Source organism: Mesorhizobium qingshengii, from assembly GCF_900103325.1.
In the GTDB taxonomy this organism is placed as follows: Bacteria; Pseudomonadota; Alphaproteobacteria; order Rhizobiales; family Rhizobiaceae; genus Mesorhizobium; species Mesorhizobium qingshengii.
Genome location: NZ_FMXM01000007.1, coordinates 147,354 through 165,504 on the forward strand (window position 1 = coordinate 147,354; position 18,151 = coordinate 165,504).

The 18,151-nt window shown below is 63.1% G+C and carries 21 protein-coding genes; 13 read left to right on the forward strand and 8 right to left on the reverse strand.

The annotated features are described in order from the left end of the window. Positions 1-3: 3 nt before the first annotated feature. Entirely contained in the window at positions 4-777 is a 774-nt protein-coding gene (locus BLS48_RS13490) for an HpcH/HpaI aldolase family protein (protein ID WP_091578296.1), read from the forward strand. Between the two features lie 24 nt (positions 778-801). Here BLS48_RS13490 and BLS48_RS13495 read toward each other — a convergent pair whose 3' ends face one another. Then, positions 802-1,356: an RBBP9/YdeN family alpha/beta hydrolase gene (locus BLS48_RS13495; RefSeq protein ID WP_091578508.1), complete on the reverse strand. Its 555-nt coding sequence runs from the start codon at positions 1,354-1,356 to the stop codon at positions 802-804. Positions 1,357-1,604: 248 nt separating this feature from the next. Here BLS48_RS13495 and BLS48_RS13500 point away from each other — a divergent pair, with 248 nt between their 5' ends. Then, complete coding sequence (locus BLS48_RS13500) at positions 1,605-2,417, forward strand: VOC family protein (protein WP_091578297.1); 813 nt, start codon at positions 1,605-1,607, stop codon at positions 2,415-2,417. A 71-nt stretch (positions 2,418-2,488) separates the two neighbouring features. Here BLS48_RS13500 and purB read toward each other — a convergent pair whose 3' ends face one another. Genes purB through BLS48_RS13515 form a run of 3 tightly spaced genes read right to left on the reverse strand, consistent with a single transcriptional unit; the run spans position 2,489 to position 5,090 of the window. After that, positions 2,489-3,796, reverse strand: a complete 1,308-nt coding sequence (gene purB, locus BLS48_RS13505) for an adenylosuccinate lyase (protein WP_091578299.1) — start codon at positions 3,794-3,796, stop codon at positions 2,489-2,491. Positions 3,797-3,855: 59 nt separating this feature from the next. After that, complete coding sequence (locus BLS48_RS13510) at positions 3,856-4,368, reverse strand: hypothetical protein (protein WP_167365071.1); 513 nt, start codon at positions 4,366-4,368, stop codon at positions 3,856-3,858. Continuing rightward, positions 4,365-5,090 (reverse strand): DUF2259 domain-containing protein, encoded by a 726-nt coding sequence (locus tag BLS48_RS13515; protein WP_091578300.1) that lies wholly within the window; start codon positions 5,088-5,090, stop codon positions 4,365-4,367. The genes BLS48_RS13510 and BLS48_RS13515 overlap by 4 nt, the downstream gene beginning before the upstream one ends. Positions 5,091-5,226: 136 nt before the next feature. Between BLS48_RS13515 and BLS48_RS13520 the strand changes: the two genes are divergently transcribed. Beyond that, entirely contained in the window at positions 5,227-5,481 is a 255-nt protein-coding gene (locus tag BLS48_RS13520; RefSeq protein WP_091578302.1) for a DUF2171 domain-containing protein, read from the forward strand. Positions 5,482-5,490: 9 nt separating this feature from the next. Here BLS48_RS13520 and BLS48_RS13525 read toward each other — a convergent pair whose 3' ends face one another. Together BLS48_RS13525 and BLS48_RS13530 are read right to left on the reverse strand one after the other, a co-directional pair. Next, positions 5,491-6,516, reverse strand: a complete 1,026-nt coding sequence (locus tag BLS48_RS13525; protein ID WP_091578303.1) for a P1 family peptidase — start codon at positions 6,514-6,516, stop codon at positions 5,491-5,493. After that, positions 6,516-7,589, reverse strand: coding sequence for a branched-chain amino acid ABC transporter substrate-binding protein (locus tag BLS48_RS13530; protein ID WP_091578511.1), 1,074 nt, complete (start codon positions 7,587-7,589; stop codon positions 6,516-6,518). Before BLS48_RS13530 ends, BLS48_RS13525 begins: the two co-directional genes overlap by 1 nt. 179 nt (positions 7,590-7,768) lie before the next feature. On the opposite strand from BLS48_RS13530, the gene BLS48_RS13535 reads away from it, so the two are divergent. The 7 genes from BLS48_RS13535 to BLS48_RS13565 are packed head-to-tail and all read left to right on the forward strand — an operon-like array spanning position 7,769 to position 14,122. Then, positions 7,769-8,296 (forward strand): flavin reductase, encoded by a 528-nt coding sequence (locus BLS48_RS13535; protein ID WP_091578305.1) that lies wholly within the window; start codon positions 7,769-7,771, stop codon positions 8,294-8,296. Next, the gene (locus BLS48_RS13540) at positions 8,293-9,222 is read left to right on the forward strand and encodes an AAA family ATPase (protein WP_091578306.1); all 930 of its coding nucleotides are present in this window, start codon (positions 8,293-8,295) and stop codon (positions 9,220-9,222) included. Before BLS48_RS13535 ends, BLS48_RS13540 begins: the two co-directional genes overlap by 4 nt. Positions 9,223-9,231: 9 nt before the next feature. Further along, positions 9,232-10,482 (forward strand): vWA domain-containing protein, encoded by a 1,251-nt coding sequence (locus BLS48_RS13545; protein WP_167365072.1) that lies wholly within the window; start codon positions 9,232-9,234, stop codon positions 10,480-10,482. Positions 10,483-10,541: 59 nt separating this feature from the next. Further along, positions 10,542-10,880 carry an XdhC family protein gene (locus tag BLS48_RS13550; protein WP_091578308.1) on the forward strand — a complete coding sequence of 113 codons (339 nt, stop codon included), beginning with the start codon at positions 10,542-10,544 and terminating at the stop codon, positions 10,878-10,880. A gap of 6 nt (positions 10,881-10,886) precedes the next feature. Further along, entirely contained in the window at positions 10,887-11,591 is a 705-nt protein-coding gene (locus tag BLS48_RS13555; protein WP_091578310.1) for an XdhC family protein, read from the forward strand. Then, complete coding sequence (locus BLS48_RS13560; protein WP_091578311.1) at positions 11,588-13,198, forward strand: NTP transferase domain-containing protein; 1,611 nt, start codon at positions 11,588-11,590, stop codon at positions 13,196-13,198. Before BLS48_RS13555 ends, BLS48_RS13560 begins: the two co-directional genes overlap by 4 nt. Positions 13,199-13,231: 33 nt before the next feature. Continuing rightward, positions 13,232-14,122 (forward strand): alpha/beta hydrolase, encoded by an 891-nt coding sequence (locus BLS48_RS13565; protein ID WP_091578313.1) that lies wholly within the window; start codon positions 13,232-13,234, stop codon positions 14,120-14,122. Positions 14,123-14,151: 29 nt separating this feature from the next. Here the strand turns inward: BLS48_RS13565 and BLS48_RS13570 are convergent, their stop codons facing one another. After that, positions 14,152-15,204 (reverse strand): DUF1176 domain-containing protein, encoded by a 1,053-nt coding sequence (locus BLS48_RS13570; protein WP_091578314.1) that lies wholly within the window; start codon positions 15,202-15,204, stop codon positions 14,152-14,154. Between the two features lie 139 nt (positions 15,205-15,343). Between BLS48_RS13570 and BLS48_RS13575 the strand changes: the two genes are divergently transcribed. After that, on the forward strand, positions 15,344-15,850 hold the full coding sequence (locus BLS48_RS13575) for a DUF1993 domain-containing protein (RefSeq protein WP_091578316.1): 507 nt from the start codon (positions 15,344-15,346) through the stop codon (positions 15,848-15,850). Positions 15,851-15,904: 54 nt separating this feature from the next. On the opposite strand, the gene BLS48_RS13580 is transcribed toward BLS48_RS13575, so the two are convergent. Beyond that, positions 15,905-16,069 (reverse strand): hypothetical protein, encoded by a 165-nt coding sequence (locus BLS48_RS13580; protein ID WP_091578318.1) that lies wholly within the window; start codon positions 16,067-16,069, stop codon positions 15,905-15,907. A gap of 398 nt (positions 16,070-16,467) precedes the next feature. Here BLS48_RS13580 and BLS48_RS13585 point away from each other — a divergent pair, with 398 nt between their 5' ends. Next, complete coding sequence (locus BLS48_RS13585) at positions 16,468-16,938, forward strand: hypothetical protein (RefSeq protein ID WP_091578320.1); 471 nt, start codon at positions 16,468-16,470, stop codon at positions 16,936-16,938. 119 nt (positions 16,939-17,057) lie between these two features. Further along, complete coding sequence (locus tag BLS48_RS13590; RefSeq protein ID WP_091578321.1) at positions 17,058-18,125, forward strand: aldo/keto reductase; 1,068 nt, start codon at positions 17,058-17,060, stop codon at positions 18,123-18,125. Positions 18,126-18,151: the final 26 nt, after the last annotated feature.

An 18,151-nucleotide genomic window follows, 5' to 3' on the forward strand; every position in this document is an offset into this window, starting at 1 on the left:
TAGATGTCCCTGAAGTCCCGTCTTGCGGCCGATGAAACGCTGTTCACCGCATGGTCCGGCGTGCCGGATGCCTTGACCGTCGAGATCGTCGCCAAGCAGGGTTTTGATGCCGTCACGCTCGACATGCAGCATGGCGGCCACCACGAGGACAGCGTCTTGCGCGGCCTTGTGCCGGTGCTCGCCACAGGCAAACCGGCGCTGGTGCGCATTCCCGTCGGCCGCTTCGACATGGCAAGCCGCGCGCTCGATTTCGGCGCCGAGGCTGTCATTGCACCGATGGTGAATTCGGTGGCCGATGCGAAGCTGTTCGCCGCAGCCATGAAATATCCGCCGCTCGGCGAGCGTTCATGGGGGCCGACCTATGCCTTTCCGCGCCATGGCAAAGGCGACCAGGCCGAATGGCTGCGCGACGCCAATCAGCGCACCATGGCCTTCGCCATGGTCGAGACCCGCGCGGCTCTCGACGCGCTCGACGGCATCCTCGACACGCCGGGCATAGACGGAATCTTCCTCGGGCCATCCGATTTCTCGATCGCATGGAGCAACGGCGCCACGGTCAATTCAACGCTGGAAAGCATGATGGAGACCGTAGCCTCGGTCGCCGAGCGCACCCGCAAGGCCGGCAAGCACGCCGCGATCTATGTTGTCGAGCCGGCGATTGCCGGCCGCGTCGTGTCGATGGGCTACCGGCTGCTGGCCATGGGCTCCGAACACGCGCTGATCGGGCTCGGTGCCAAAACCCTGCTGAAGAGCGTCAGGGATTCGATCGGCTCCTGAGTGAGGGAGCCCTGGCCAAACCACTCAGGCCTTTAGATCCGTGAGGAACTTGGCAAAGGTCATCGAGCCTTCGGGCCACGGCCCGAAGCCCGAATCCGCGTTGAGATGACCGGTCTCGCCGGCATCGATGAACAGCGAACCCCACGCGCCGGCAATGTCCTCGGCGACATCGAACGCGCAGAACGGGTCGTTGCGGCTGGCGATCACCAGGGAAGGAAACGGCAGCGGCGCGCGCGGGTAAGGGCCGAAGGTCATCAGGTGCCTGGGCCGCATTTCGGGATTGGCGACGTCGGGCGGTGCCACGAAAAAGGCTCCGGCAACTGGCTTCTTGAAATGCGGAATGGCTTGCACCGCCGCGGCGACACCGAGCGAGTGAGCGACGATGACAACCGGCCGCTCGGCCTCGTTGACCGCCTTGGCCACGTTCGCCGTCCAGTCGTCGCGCACTGGCTTCGACCACTCCGCCTGCTCGACCCTGCGCGCCGTTGACAATTTCGACTGCCAGCGGCTTTGCCAATGATCGGGGCCGGAATTGGTGTAGCCCGGCACGATGAGAATATCTGCTTCCTTGACCTTCATGGCGCTGAGATAGCGAGCGCCGCCGCTTCGTGCAACGGTCATAGGCTGCACTCTTGATCACAATGGTGAACACGATGTTCGCTTCTTGCCATCTTGTGTGAACGATGCCGATGGACGATTTGTCGTAAGGAAAAGAGACAGCGTGTGCGAAAACCCCGATTTTGGGACCGACACGACGTAAGATGATTGGCGGCGCGGGGCTCTTGGCCTTGGGAGTTTCACCGCGGACCGGCCGAACGGAGCATTTGATGAGCGAATTACCTTTTGCCGCCACCACCCCGGTCAGCGTTGCCCGCGTCGGGTTGAAGGCGCGGGACGCCGAAAGTCTGGCCGCCTATTATCGCAAAGTCGTCGGACTGCAGGAGCTTAGCCGTGCCGACGGCGCGATCACCTTGGGCGCCGCCAACCGGCCGTTGCTCGTCCTCGAGCCGGATCCTTCGGCGAAGCCCGACGATCCGCGCGGCGCCGGCCTGTTCCACACAGCATTCCTGCTGCCCAGCCGCGCGGATCTCGGCCGCTGGATCAACCATGCCATCGCCAACAAGATCGCCATCGATGGCGCATCCGACCATCTGGTCAGCGAAGCGCTGTACATGACCGACCCGGAAGGTAATGGCATCGAGATCTATTCAGACCGCCGTCCGCAGGACTGGAAATGGAATGGCGACAAGGTGGCCATGGCGACGGAGCGGCTGAACATCCCGGCCGTCGTTGCCGAGGTGCCGGCGGGTGACGCCGGTTGGCAAGGCGCGCCGGAAAACAGCATTGTCGGCCATGTCCACCTGCGCGTTGGCAGGCCGGAAGACGCCGAAGCCTGGTGGAACAAGGAATTCGGCTTCGACACGGTGGCGAAATATGGCGGCCAGGCGGTGTTCCTGTCGTCGGGCGGTTATCACCACCACATCGGCGCCAATGCCTGGCAGAGCGTCGGCGCCGGCCGCCGCGACACCGCTCGCTCGGGCCTTGCCTGGGTCGAGATGCGTTCGGACAATGTGACCGGCGAAACGACCCGCGAGGATCCGTGGGGCACGGTGATCAGGACCGTTCCCGGCAAGGCCTGATCGGGCACGCCAAGCAAAGGAGGCCCACCGGCTAGTGGCCGGGGCGGGCCTCTTTTTTATGCTGGGGTGGCTCAAGCTTCCCCAAACACCCGCTTGAAGATCGTGTCGACATGCTTGGTGTGGTAGCCCAAGTCGAATTTCTCGCGGATCTCGGCTTCCGGCAGGGCTGCGGTCACTTCCTTGTCTGCCAGCAGTTCTTCAAGAAAATCAGCGCCTTGCTCCCACACCTTCATGGCGTTGCGTTGCACCAGCCGGTAGGAGTCTTCCCGCGACAGGCCGGCCTGCGTCAGCGCCAGCATCACGCGCTGCGAATGCACCAGGCCGCGGAACTTGTTCATGTTCTTCAGCATGTTCTCTGGATAGACGAGCAGCTTGTCGACGACACTGGTCAGCCGTGACAAAGCGAAATCGAGCGTCACGGTGGCATCCGGCCCGATCATGCGCTCGACCGAGGAGTGCGAAATGTCGCGCTCGTGCCAGAGCGCCACATTTTCCATCGCCGGCAGCGCCATGGACCGCACCATGCGGGCAAGGCCGGTGAGGTTTTCCGTCAGCACCGGGTTGCGCTTGTGCGGCATCGCCGACGAGCCTTTTTGGCCGGGCGAGAAATACTCTTCCGCCTCGAGCACTTCGGTGCGCTGCAGGTGGCGGATTTCGATCGACAGCCGCTCGATCGACGAGGCGATGACGCCGAGCGTCGCGAAGAACATGGCGTGGCGGTCGCGCGGGATCACTTGCGTCGACACCGGCTCCGGCTTGAGCCCGAGCTTTGCCGCGACGTGTTCCTCGACATAGGGATCGATGTTGGCGAAGGTGCCGACCGCGCCGGAAATCGCGCAGGTGGCAATGTCCTCGCGCGCATGCACCAGCCGTTCGCGGCAGCGCGAGAATTCGGCATAGGCCTGCGCCAACTTGATGCCGAAGGTCGTCGGCTCGGCGTGGATGCCGTGGCTGCGGCCGATGGTGACGGTGTCCTTGTGCTCGAAGGCTCGGCGCTTGAGCGCTGCAAGCAGGCCATCGATGTCGGCGAGCAATATGTCGCTGGCCCGGGTGAGCTGCACGGCAAAGCAGGTGTCGAGGACGTCCGACGATGTCATGCCCTGGTGGATGAAGCGGGCGTCTGGTCCGACGAATTCGGCAAGATGGGTGAGGAAGGCGATGACGTCATGCTTGGTGACGCGCTCGATCTCGTCGATGGCCGCGACGTCGAACTTGGCCGCGCCACCTTTTTCCCAGATGGTTTTCGCGGCCTCTTTCGGAATGACACCGAGTTCGGCCAGCGCGTCGCAGGCATGGGCCTCGATCTCGAACCAGATGCGGAACCGCGTTTCCGGCGACCAGATGGCGACCATTTCCGGTCTGGAATAGCGTGGGATCATCGGTCAGTCCTGATGTGTCGAGGAGTTTGCCCGCGTCCTAACAGAGGAAGACAAAATGCTCAACGCCGCTGCCGCGCAAACCAGACGCTCGCGGCAAACAAGGCGACGAAACCAGTCGGAAAATAGAGCCGGATGCCCAGCACCACGAACTGGTAGAGCGCCACCAGCGTCGTGAAGACGAACTGGAAGGCCCAGGTGAGGGTGAAAGCAGGCGCATGCCATTCGGCGTAGTAGGAGCGGTATTGCAGGGCAAACAGTCCGCCAGTCAGGCCGATGGTCGCGGCGGCAAGGCACACGAATGCCGCCGCGAAGGCGACCTCCCAGTGCCTTCCGAGCGAGACCAGCCGCGCGGCGAACAGGCCAACCGGAAAGGCGAGTGCTCCGCCACTTGCAAAGAGCATCGACACGGTGCGGATTTTCTCCGGCGTCTCCCAGGCATCCAGGTTGACGAGCACGCTGGCGCCCATCGACATGGCCCACAACAAGGCGCCGAAAAGCGCTGTCCGCCACCCTGGCAAGGCGCGGCGGATGTAGCTCGGGGCGCGGCTGGAAATGGCGGCGTGCGGTGTCACAGGCGGCCGGTCACCGCGATCCAGCGAAAGTCCGGTCCCTCGAAGCCATATTGGCGCACCGCGATCAGCACCGCATAGGCGCTGAGACTATCCATCGAAAACGTCTGCACCGCGCCAATCCGGTAGCCGTTCGGGCATCCCCGGCTCTTGGGGATCGACTTGTCCTCGTGCAGCAGCTTGGTCGCGCCGCCATCCTGCGCCTCGATGCGCAGCAGGCGAAAGCCGTTGATCTTGCCCTGGCTCTCGCAGCCTTCGGTCTTGTTCATGCTGATCTCGTCGAGCCGAAACTCGAGTGGTGGGTCGACCGGCGAAAAGATCGGACGCGGATTGACGGCCATCCGGTGCGGATCGGCCGAAAGCTCGGTCACCGGGTTGAAACCTGCGGTGATGCCCTTGTTGGCGGTCAACTCCGCCTCGCTGACAATGACCTCGCCTTTCTGCCGTGCCTGAAGGCGCGCCGCGTCAAGCTTGGCATTCTCGTCGTCAAGCCGAACCCGGATCGGGGTGCCCTTGAGAAAACTGTCGGTGCTGGTGTCGATGTAGTAGCGGTTGGCGTAGGGGAAGCCAGAGCCGTCCTGGACACCGTATTCCTCGAAGGCGAACACGCCGCCATCCCTGGTGAAACCGAGGATCTCCAGCTCGGCGACGTCGCCGGCATGGGCGGCGACCGACGTCGCAAACTGCGCAAGCGGGAAAACGGCAAACAGAAAGAGCATTCGCATCGGTTCGTCACTCCGGCAGCCGATGATCGTTGCAATCCCCCTACCACGACGGAATCAAAACGTCGTGCGTCTGAAAGCAGATGCATCCAATCGGCCCGTCATTTGTTATTGTCGGCAGTCTCAATGGAGAACCACCATGACCGACACCAGCAAAATTCGTGAGCATATGGAAGTCGTCGGCGCCGATGGCGTGCATGTCGGCACCGTCGACAAGGTCGACGGCAAGCGCATCAAACTGACCAAGGTCGACAGCGGCGAGGGCGCCCACAAGGGCCATCACCACTACATTCCCCTGAGCCTTGTTGCCGAGATCGACGGCAAGAAGGTGTGGCTGTCCGCGAATTCGGATGTCGCGGTGACGTTCGAGGAAGAAAAGTCCGATCCGGTCTGATCGACCACTTCACCCCAGGCGTGACGACCAGACGGGAAACAGGTCGCCGTCAGCTGGCCTCGCCGCGTGGACGCCGCGGCTGATAGCGCGCGCCATGGTGGCTCCGGCCGCGGCATAGAGATCGATTGCCGCGTCCGCCGTGAGTTCTATGCCACTCCGGCCGGTTGCCAACGCGAACACGAGGTCGCCATCGGCTGGCGTATGTGTCGGCCAGATGGCGCGCACGAAGCCGTCATGCGCTGATATCGCCAGGCGTTTCGCGGCGGCCTTGGTGAGAACCGCGTCCGTGGCAATGACGGCGACGGTGGTGCTGCCGCCGGCCTCCATCTGCCTTCCGACATCCTTGTCGCGGAATTTCAGCAGGATCTTCTTGGCGTCATCCGGCATTGGCGAGGGGTAGCCAAGTCCGCCAAATTCGTCCCCGATTTCGAACGGAGCCGCCCAGAAGTAACGGGTTCGGCCGACTGTCACCGAGCCGGTCGGGTTGACGGCCGCCAGTGCCCCGACCGTGACGCCGCTTTCCAGCAGCGTCGAGGCCGAGCCGAGGCCACCCTTCAGTCCCGCGGCCAAAGCACCGGTGCCGGCGCCGATCGTACCGAACTGGAAATCGGCGGTCGCGGTTTGCGCTGCTTCATAGCCGAGGTCGCGATAGGGTGGATAGCGGCCCCAATCCTTGTCGCCGCCATTGCGCAGGTCGAACAGGATCGCCGCCGGCACGATCGGCACGCGGAAGCCGCCCACCTCGAAACCGATGCCGCGTTCGCGCAGCGCCGCCTGCACGCCGGACGCCGCGTCGAGGCCGAAAGCCGAACCGCCCGAAAGCACCACGGCGTGGACCGCCTCGACTGAATTGTGCGGTTCCAGCAGATCGGTTTCGCGGGTGCCCGGCGCACCGCCCAGGATTTGCACCCCGGCTATCGCCGGTTCATCGCAAAGGATGGTCGTGACGCCGGATTTCAGCCTCGCATCGGAAGCATTGCCGACGCGCAGGCCGGCAACGTCCGTGATCAGATTGCGCGGGCCGGTGCGAAACATCAATTGCTTTCCAAGGATACGAAACGCGTGCCATCGAAGCGGAAGACACGGTAGGGGCTCTGGCTGAGGTCGCCTTTCGCGTCGAAGCGGACCGGCCCGATCGCAGTGGTGAAATCCTGTCCGGTGAGGGCTTCGGTCAGCGGCTTGCCCGAGGTTTCGGACAAGCTTGATGCCGCCTTGGCGATCTCGACCGCCGCATAGGCCGGCAGCGTGTATCCGTCCGGCACGATCTTTCGGCCAGAGAAGCTCTCCAGCACTTTTGGATCGGCGACATCGGCCCATTCAGGCGGCGCGATCATCAGCGTGCCGGTGGCATATGGAACCTCGCCGGGTGGAGTGCGCAAATTCTCACCGCTGGCAAAGACGATGCCGGCAGAGAGTTGCGCTGCATCGCGGCCCATGATGGCGATGTCGTCGCCGTCGCCGCCGGCGAAGACATGCGTCGCGCCGGCCTTCTTCAGCCGGCCAACCATCCCGATCTGGTTGTCGAGTTGTGGCCGGAACGTGTCGACGAACACCGGCTTCAGCGCCGCCTGCTCGGCCGCCGCTCGCAGCGTCTCGGCGATCTCGCGACCATAGATGGTGCCGTCGTCGATGATGGCGAACAGCTCGTTCTGCCACAGACGGGTGAGGGCAGAGGCGACGGCATTGCGCTCATCGTCGCCGCGTGGCCCGAGACGATAGACCGGCCAGCCGGTCTTGGCGCGGCGGTCGGTCAGGCTTTCGGTTCGCACGCCAACGGTAATGACCGGAATGTTGGCGTCCTTCAGGATCGGCATCGCTGCCTCTATCGCATCGGTGCAGAGAAAGCCGACCACGACATTGACCTTGGCCGCCGCGAATTCCTTCGCCGCGGCACTGCCGCCATCGGCGGTACAGGCATCATCCATGATCTTGAGCTCGATGCCGTTCGCTTCGGCCGCCAGGCTGGTGCCAGCCTCGATCTGCTTACCGAGGATCGCCGATGGGCCTGACAAGGGTGCTGCGACGCCGACCAGAAGCGTCTGGGCGCTGGCGGCGCTGGCCAGGAACAGCCAGACCAGTGCGGCGGATATCGTTGCCCCGGATCGCATCCTGTTGAAGAGTTCCTCCAAGCTGGCGACATCTCCCTGCGCCAATTCCCGCCAAGACCTAAAGGCTGGCTGGCCTTGGTGCAACACGCGAATTTCAGGAGATGGGCCAAGCACTTCGCTTGTGGCATGTCGTATGGCGCCATATATAGCGGTAGGGTTCTGGCTGTGGAAAATTTCCGGTGCTGAAGAAGAACGACATTGGGCCACAGGCCTATCGCGACGCAATGAGCCATTTTGCCGGCCACGTCCATGTGGTTACCACCGACGGGCCGGCCGGCAAGCGCGGTACCACGGTCATCGCGGCCTGTTCGGTGTCGGACACGCCGCCGACCATTCTGGTCTGTCTCAACCGCGAAAATGCCAAGAATGAGCTGTTCGTGAAAAACGGCAGATTTGCCTTGAACACGCTGGCGTCACATCAGGAGCCACTGTCGGTCGGCTTTTCCGGTATGACCGGACTGTCGGTGGAGGAGCGTTTTGCGCTCGGCGAATGGGACGTGATCTCGACCGGCGCGCCGACGCTGAAGGGTGCGCTCGCCGTTTTCGACTGCGAACTGATCGACACCAAGGATCTGGCGACCCATCGTGTGCTTTTTGGCAAGGTGACAGGCCTGCGTATGGGCGATAATTTGCGCCCACTGATCTACCACGCCCGCGGCTACCACGTTCTGGACAGCGGAGCGGCGGCGTTCACGGAGAAAGAATGAGCGAGCTGAAACCGCGCGCCGCGCCGCGGACGATCGACGAGACACTCGATCTCCTGACCGGTGCGGACTATGTGGCGGACCGGTCGCTGGCGACCGTGCTTTTCCTGTCGCTGCGCATGAAACGGCCGCTGTTCCTCGAGGGTGAGGCCGGCGTCGGCAAGACCGAGATCGCCAAGGTGCTGGCGCAGGCGCTTGGCCGCCGGCTGATCCGCCTGCAGTGTTATGAAGGCCTCGACGTCTCGTCCGCCGTCTATGAGTGGAATTACGCCGCGCAGATGATCGAAATCCGCATGGAGGAGGCGGCGGGCAAGGTCGATCGCTCCGACATGGAGCGCAACGTCTTTTCCGAAAAGTACCTGATCCGCCGTCCGGTGCTCGATGCGCTGACCGGCAAGGCTGGTGCTGCCCCGGTTTTCCTGATCGATGAGCTGGATCGTACCGACGAGGCCTTCGAAGCTTTCCTGCTGGAAATCCTGTCCGACTTCCAGGTAACGGTGCCCGAACTCGGTACCATCAAGGCGGAAGAGCCGCCGATCGTCATCATCACGACCAACCGCACCCGCGAGATCCACGACGCGCTGAAACGGCGCTGTCTCTATCACTGGGTCGACTATCCCAATGCCGAGCGCGAGCTGGAGATCGTGCGCCGAAAGGTGCCGCAAGCCAACCAGCGGCTTTCGGCCGAGGTGGTTTCCTTCATCCAGAAGCTGCGCCAGATCGAGCTGTTCAAGGTGCCAGGTGTCGCCGAGACCATCGACTGGGCCGGCGCGCTGACCGAACTCGACAAGGTCGCGCTCGATCCGGAAACCGTGTCCGACACGATCGGCGTGCTGTTGAAATACCAGGACGATATTGCCCGTATCGAACAGGGCGAAGGCCGGCGCATCCTCAACGAGGTGAAGGCCGAGCTTTCGGCGGCGGAATAGGGTAGGCCCATGCCGCTGTCCCGCCCCGAACCGAAGGAAGCCTGGCCGGACGGACGTATCGCCGACAACATCGTCTATTTCGCCCGCACCTTGCGCAAGGCCGGCATGCGGGTCGGACCGGCTTCAGTCAAGGACGCCATCGAGGCGGTGCTGGTTGCCGGCATCGGCTCGCGCGACGATTTCTACTGGACGCTGCATGCCGTGCTGGTTTCGCGGCACGAGGACCACGCCATTTTCGATGAGGCCTTCCGGCTGTTCTGGAAGTCGCGCGAACTGATCGAAAAGATGCTGGCGATGTTTTCGCCGGTGGCGCCTGACGTCAGGGAGAAGCAGAAACCGCGCGCCGCCGAGAATCGCGTCAGCCAGGCGATGTTCGAGGGTCATCAGAAGAACCAGCCGGCCCAGGAAATCCCGGAGATCGAGGTCGATGCCCGCTTCACCTTCTCTGGCAACGAGGTTCTGCGCGGCAAGGACTTTGCCCAGATGAACGCCGCCGAGATGGCGGATGCCAGGAAGGCAATCGCCCGGTTGCGCTTGCCCTTCGACATGGTGAGGACCCGGCGTTTCAGGGCCGACGCGCACGGCCGCCGCATCGACCCACGCGCCATGATGCGCTCGGCGGCGCGGACCGGCGGCGACTTGATCCTGCCGAAATTCCGCTCACCGCGCGAAGTTCACCCGCCGCTGGTGGTGCTGGCCGACATTTCCGGCTCGATGAGCCAGTACACGCGCATCTTCCTGCATTTCCTGCATGCGCTGACTGAAAAGCGCCGGCGCGTGCACACGTTCGTCTTCGGCACCAGGCTGACCAACCTGACCCGGCAGATGCGCCACCGCGATCCCGACGCAGCACTTGCCGATTGCTCGGCGGCGGTGAAGGACTGGTCGGGCGGCACGCGCATCGGCGACACGCTGGCCGAGTTCAACCGGCTATGGTCACGGCGTGTGCTGGGGCAGGGCGCGGCGGTGCTTCTGATCACCGACGGGCTGGAACGCGACGATGTCGCCGGCCTGTCGGAAGAAATGGAGCGCCTGCACAAGTCCTGCCGGCGGCTGATCTGGCTGAATCCGTTGCTGCGCTTTGACGGGTTCCAGGCACGTGCCCGCGGCGTCAAGGCGATGCTGCCGCATGTCGACGAATTCCGCTCGGTGCACAACCTTGATGCGCTCGCCGATCTCTGCGCGTCGCTCGACAAGACATCGGCGCAATCCGTGGATCCAGGCCGATGGATGGACGCCGGCGCGAGGCACGCCGCATAACCATATTTCCCCGAGAAACATATGTTTCCCGAGGAAAAACAGACTCCTAGGAAACGGACATGGAAAACAGCATCTATCTCGACGAAGCCCGCGACCCACTTGTTATAGCCGAGGGCTGGATGAAGGACGGCAAGGACGTGGCCATCGCCACTGTGGTCGAGACCTGGGGATCGGCGCCTCGCCCAGTAGGCAGCCATCTGGTCATCGACGCCGACGGCAATTTCCACGGCTCTGTTTCGGGTGGTTGCGTCGAAGGCGCGGTGGTGACCGAAGCGATCGACGTGATCGACAGCGGCAAGGCCAGGATGCTGGAATTTGGTGTTGCCGATGAAACCGCATGGCAGGTCGGCCTGTCCTGTGGCGGCCGCATCAAGGTGTACGTGGAAAGACTGGGCTGATCTGCGATGGATCCCTATGCGCTGAAAACCCTCAACGCCGAACGCCGCGCCCGCCGCGCGGCGATCCTTGTCACCGACCTTGGTGATGGACGCGACCGCATCGTGCGCGAAGGTGATCAGGTCGCCGGCGATCTCGGCGCCGCGATCGCCAAGGCGTTCCGCACCGGTAATTCCGGTTCGGTCGAGGCCGAAGGGCGGACCTTCTTTCTCAATGCGCACCTGCCGCGGCCGCGCCTGGTGGTGATCGGCGCGGTCCATATCAGCCAGGCGCTGGCGCCGATGGCGAAAATCGCCGGCTACCCTGTCGAGATCATCGATCCGCGCACGGCCTTCGCCACGTCCGAGCGCTTTCCCGATATCGCCTTGCACGCCGAATGGCCGGAGGATGTGCTGAAGCGCCAGCCGCTCGACAGTTACACGGCGCTTGCCGCCGTCACTCATGATCCGAAGATCGACGATTTCGCGCTGAAGGCGGCGCTCGACGCCAACTGTTTCTATGTCGGGGCGCTTGGCAGCCGCAAGACACACGCCAAGCGCGTCGAACGCTTGCTGGCGCTGGGCGCGACCGCCGACCAGATTGCCCGTATTCATGCCCCGATCGGGCTCGACATTGGTGCCGCCAGCCCGGCCGAGATCGCTGTCGCCGTTCTCGCTCAGACCATCCATGCCTTCCGCTCGCGCGGCCTCGACGCCAAGGGTGCGGCGGCGTGAAATTCGGCCCGATACCGCTCGAGGCGGCTGAGGGGGCGGTGCTGGCTCATGCCACCACCGCCGGAGAACGGCGCTTCCGCAAGGCGCACCGCCTGAGCGCGGATGATTTGTCGGAGCTGAAAGCCGCCGGGATCGCCGAAGTCGTCGCGGCCGTGCTTGCCCCCGATGATCTCGGCGAGGATGCGGCAGCCGAAAAGATCGCCGCCAGCATGCGCCATCGCAATGTCGAGGCAAAGCCCGCGGCCACCGGCCGGGTCAACCTCCATGCCGAAGCGGCCGGCATCTTCACCGTCGACGCGGCGATGATCGACGCCATCAACGCCGTCGATCCGACCATCACCATCGCAACGCTGGCTCAGCATGCGCCGGTCGAGAAAGGCCAGATGGTCGCGACCGTGAAGATCATTCCCTTCGCTGTCGGCTCTGCCTTGGTCGATGCGGTCATGAAAATCTGTGCCGGCGGCGAGATCTTTGCCGTCAACGCCTATCAACCAGTGCGCGTCGGCGTCATCCAGACGGTGCTGCCGGGGACCAAGCCGAGTGTGCTCGACAAGACGCTCCGCGTCACCGAAGCGCGGCTGGCGCGTTCCGGCGGCAGGCTGACAGCGGAACGTCGCACGCCGCACGAGATCGCGCCGGTGGCGGAGGCCGTGGTCTCGCTGGCGCGCGACAACGACCTTGTGGTCATCTTCGGTGCCTCGGCGATGAGCGATTTCTCCGACGTCGTTCCGGCGGCGATCGAAAGGGCGGGTGGTACTGTTATCCGCGCCGGCATGCCGGTCGATCCCGGCAATCTCCTGGTGCTCGGCACGCTCGGCGGCAAGCGCGTCATCGGCGCGCCCGGTTGCGCCCGCAGCCCGAAGGAGAACGGCTTCGACTGGGTGCTCGACCGGTTGGTTGCCGGCCTCGACGTCACCGCGAGCGACATCGCCGGCATGGGCGTCGGCGGGTTGTTGATGGAAATCCCGACACGGCCGCAGCCGCGCGAACCGCTGCCGCCCAAAAGCCAGCTCAAGGTCGGGATCGTGCTTCTGGCGGCGGGGCGGTCGAGCCGCATGGGCGGGCCGAACAAACTCCTGGCGCTGTTCGACGGCAAGCCGCTGGTGCGCCGCACCGCCGAGCGCGCACTCGGCTCGAAGGCTTCGGGCACGATTGTCGTCACCGGCCATCAGCGCGAGCGTGTGCGCGCGGCGCTGGCGGGGCTGGATGTGACCTTCGCCGACAATCCCGATTTCGCCGACGGCCTGTCCACCTCGCTGAAGGCCGGCATTGCCTATCTGCCTGAGGACTCCGCTGGCGTGATGATCGTTCTCGGTGACATGCCGGGCGTCTCGTCTGATGACCTCGACAGGTTGGTCGATGCCTTCCGCAAGGCTGGAGGCAATTCGGTGGTCCGCGCCTCGCACCAAGGCAAGCGCGGCAACCCGGTGCTGTTGCCACGCTCGCTGTTTCCGGCGATCGCTCATCTCGAAGGTGATACCGGCGCGCGGCATCTGGTCGAAGCCGAGGGGCTCGATGTCATTGATGTCGAGATCGGCGAAGCGGCGTCCGTCGACGTCGATACCCGCGAAGCGCTCGAAGGTGCCGGCGGCGTGCTGCAGGATTGACAAACCCAAGCCGAATTACGCATGCCTGCTGGCATGTCTTTCCGTTTCCGATTTCTTTGTGTCCTTGCAACCGTGGCAGCATTGGTGTCGTCGGCCGCCCAAAGTCAGACGCTGTCGCTGAAACCCTTCAAGGACGATCTCTTTGCCTATCCGGCCACGCTCTCGTCCGACACCAACGGCGCCTACACGGTCATCGATTATCGCGAGATGCGCGACATCAACCAGCGCGACGAGGTGCCCGAGCGCCGCGTGCACCCCCAATACACCGACACCGGCGTGCGCAAGGTGCAGCAGGATCTGCTGCTGAAGACCGAGGCCGGCGATGTCAGACATGTTGCCGTCGGCAAGACCGAGGGTGCCGGCATCATCGTGCTTTATCTGCATGGGCAGGGTGGCAGCCGCAAGCAAGGCGTCGACGACTTCACCTTCGGCGGCAATTTCAATCGCCTCAAGAACCTGATGGCCGAAAATGGCGGCCTCTATCTGTCACCTGACTTTCCCGATTTCGGCGATACGGGAGCGGCGCAGGTCGCGGCGCTGATCGATCATTATGCCGAACAGTCGCCGGGCGCGAAAGTCTTCGTCGCCTGCGGCTCGATGGGCGGCGCGCTGTGCTGGAAGCTTGCCGCCCGCAAGGACACCGGTGGCCGTATCAACGGCTTGCTGCTGCTCGGCTCGCTATGGGACGAGAGTTTTTTCGCCAGTCCCGCCTTCAAGCGCCGCGTACCAGTGTTCTTCGGCCAAGGCAGCCATGATGTGGTTTTTCCCGTGGCAAACCAGGAAGCATTTTTTCGCTCGATACTGGCCAAAACAAAGAGCTACCCGACCCGCTTCGTCCGCTTCGAGACGGGCACGCACGGCACGCCGATCCGCATGACCGACTGGCGCGGCACATTGAACTGGATGCTGTCGAAGGCGCCCTGACCAACGCTGCCCAGAAGTCAGTCCGACCTTCAGGGCGCGGTGTTGTAATCGACGACCGTCTGCGGGTTCTCCTCGCCGTCATAGGATGCGTCGACATCGTACTGAACCAGCGAAAAATCGCCGTTGCGGAACAGATAGGTGCCCGATGACGAGGCATCTCCGACGCCGCGCCATTTGTTGAAGGTGGTGATCGTGTGGGCTTCCTGGTCATAGTCCGAGTTGGTCGCCCAGCCAGTCGTCTGGAAGCCGATGATATGCATGGATTCGACCTTGCCTTCGCTGTCGTTGTTCACGTAGCGGATATCCATCTCCGGTTCGGTGAACTGCAACTGCCTTACGCCAGATACATCGTCGCTCATGTAGTAGATGGAGCTTTCATTGTAGGCGGCGGCCGAACAGGAGAAATGGAAAAGCCGCGTTTCCCTTTCAGGGTCGCTGGCAGCCGCATCCTTGTCCTTGTACTTGATCGAAAAAGTTTCCGGCTCATTGGCGAGAAGGTTCTTGTCGCACTGGGCACCATAGGTCGCCAGAAAGGCCTTCTTGGCCTGCTCCAGTGCCGCGTCCTTCTTCGGTGGCGGCGGCCCGTCGCCGCAGCTTGATGGCAGAGCTTCCTCGAAATCGGCGGTGGAGGGTTTCAGCGCACCTTTTTCGATGTGGATCGGATCGAAGGGCGGCGCCGCCTGGATCTGGGCATTCACTTGGCGCAGCGTGTAGCAACCGGCAAAGACCTTTTCGCCGCCGGTCTTGTCCGTGGCACGGATGGCGACAGGCACGTTGTAGAAAATACTGCCGGCCGCACCTTCGTCGGAGACGCTGCCGGTCTCGACCTCGACCTTGTCGGTGCCGTCATAGCCCTTGACGAAACTGTCGAAATCCTTCGCAGGCTTGGTCTCGCCGAAATAACCCCAGGCGCGGGCGAATTCGTGCCGGTTGATGGCGCTGTAGAGCGACCGGATGACCGCGTCGGCGCTCGACCGATCGTCGACATAGGGTGCTTCGGGAGTATCGTCGGCGGCCAATACCGTCTGGGCTGTCGGGACAAGGGAGAGAAAGGCAGTCGCTGCGAATAGGGCGCGTCTCATCGGGAATCTCCGCTCGATAGGGAGATTCTACTATGGCGATTGCGGCAGCGTGGTGACGCGGTGTCAGGACGCTTGAAGAATCGTGCATGAAGGCGCTAGGTCCTGTCCTCCGGCGTTCCGGCCGGACAGGAGATTTGACGTGACGATATCGATGTACGAGGCCTCCGTGCCCGTGTTTTCGGCAAGACTGAAAGCGCTTTCTAGCGTGCTGGCGGCAGCCGAGCGGAATGCGATTGACCGCAAGATCGACCCACAGGTGTTTCTGACGGCGCGGCTCGCGCCCGACATGTTCGCCCTGACCAGGCAGGTGCAGATCGCCACCGACCATGCCAAGGGGGCGCCGTCGCGGCTGGCCGGCCGCGAAGTGCCGAAATACGAGGACAATGAAGCGAGCTTCGCCGATCTGGAGGCGAGGATCGCCAAGACGATCGCGCATCTGGCGACTTTCTCGGCCGCCGACATCGATGGCTCCGACGACAAAGTGATCGAGTTGAAGCTTGGCGGACGCGAAACCTCGATGGCTGGCATGCAGTATCTGTTGCATGTGGCCATGCCCAACTTCTATTTCCACCTCACCACCGCCTACGACATCCTTCGCCACAATGGCGTACCGCTGGGCAAGGCGACATTCCTGGGAACGCGCTGACCATTGCCGGCCACCGAGGTTTCCCGGCTGTTGCCGGGAAACCCTGGCAAGCGTCTAGCGGGTGGACATTTCGCGTGCGATGCGCGGAAAATCGGCGGGTTTGATGCCGATGTCGGCACGGTCCGCATTGCTCATCGAATGAAGCAACGCAAGTGCCGCGCGATACCTAAGATGTTCCTGCGGGCGCGGCCGGGCGAACATTTCAGTGAAGAAACCCATGATTCAGGCTCCTGATTGGTCCTCCACGGCTGGCAATATAGGTGAATCGTGACAATTGTGCAGTGCAGCATTTGCATGCCTGCCATGTGCTGTTGATTTTTTTGGCCGTTTTTATGCGACCCGAGTGAAACTTTTGCTCGGCGCGGACCGTAGGCTTCAACGCTGGCACATGGCCGGTTTTTCCTCGCCACTCCTGGCGAATTCCGGACTGCATGAAAATGCAGTCCGGCTTTTTGTTAGAGGATGGCAACTGCCCGAGCAGCGGTCTGGGGAACGGCTAAATTCGTCAAGATCGGTGGCATGCAATTTTAACGAGCCGGTTATATGCTCTGAAGCTTGCATGGTCGGGCGAGAGGGAGGCTGACATCGTTACCAGCGCCAAGCGGGATTTCGCTTCGTTGCTCGACGACCTCTTCGTTGCCTCCGACAAGAGCGACGGGATTGAGGGCGATGAGGCCGGCGCTCGTCCGTCCATCCCGTTCGATTATCTCTCCGTTGCCGACGAGCTCCATTCCGGCCGCATCAAGGTTTCGGGCAGCGGCTTTACCACCGAATATCGTGAGGCTGGTGCCGATCTGGCGACCGAATTCGCCGCCTTGCTCGACCACGCCAAGCTGGCTCTCGCAGGCGAAGAGCCAAAGCCCGAGGAAAAATTGCCGCCGATCGATCCGGAATCGATCGCCGTCGAACTCGGCCTTGATCAGCCGAAACAGGTCGATTTCGGCCGCATGCGCCGCAGTTTTGCCTTCGCCAACCATCCAGACCGTGTCGCTCCGCATCTGCGCCAGCGCGCCATGATCCGAATGCAGGTGGCCAACATGCTGATCGACGAGGCCAAGCGCCGCGCGCTGGCCGGCGCCCGCCGCTAAACGCCTCGGGTTCACGCAAAAGTCGGCTTGCCAAGGCTTGGAGAGCGCCTCTGCTTTCCCTATAAATGCGAATTCCTCCCCGCGCAGCCGCGCCAGCTTTCCCTCCGGAGCAGAATTCCATGCACAAACGCCGTCTCGGTCGGACCGATCTCCTTGTTACCCAGATTTGCCTGGGTTCGATGACCTGGGGCCAGCAGAACACCGAGGCCGAAGGCCACGCCCAGATGGATCTGGCCTTTTCGCGCGGCGTCAACTTCATCGACACGGCCGAACTCTACCCGATCCCGCCCAAGGCCGAGACACAAGGGCGGACAGAGAAGATCATCGGCAGCTGGATGAAGGCCAAGGGCAACCGCGACAAGGTGATCCTTGCCTCCAAGGTCGTCGGCCGCACGGCCAACAGCTGGTTTCGCGGCGACAGGCCGTCGCAATTGGTGCGCGCCGATATTTTTGACGCCATCGACAAATCGCTGGCCAAGCTTGGCACCGACTATCTTGACCTCTACCAGATCCACTGGCCGGAACGGGATATTCCCTGGGGCGCCAATCCGACGCGTGTCGGGGCTGTGGCTCGGCGCGCCGATGCCGACGGCGCCCCGACCAACGAAACGCCGATCGCCGAGACGCTTGCCGTCTTCGATGAATTGGTGAAGGCGGGAAAAATCCGTCATTTCGGCCTGTCGAACGAGAGTTCCTGGGGCGTGATGCGGTTCCTTGCCGAGGCCGACAAAGGGATCGGTCCGCGCGTCGCGTCGATTCAAAACGCTTATAATCTCGTCAACCGCACCTTCGAAGTGAACCTCGCCGAAGTCTGTGAGCGCGAGCAGGTGTCCTTGCTCGCCTATTCGCCGCTGGCGCAGGGCTACCTGACCGGCAAATACGACCATGGCGCGCGTCCGCAGGGCTCGCGTTCGCAGCTGTTCAACCGCGGCCAGCGCTACGAGACGCCGAATGCGGCCGAGGCACAGCTTGAGTACAACGAACTGGCGCGCTCCTTTGGTCTGGAACCGGCGCTGTTTGCCAATGCCTACGTGTCGAGCAGGCCCTTCGTTACGTCGAACATTGTCGGAGCCACCAGCGTCGAGCAGCTCGATATGGCGCTGTCTTCCGTCGATGTCGCCTGGACCGAAGAGATGCAGAAGGCGGTGGATGCCATTCACCAGCGGGTCGGCAATCCCTGTCCCTGATCGGACCTGAGTGCAGAATTGACGAG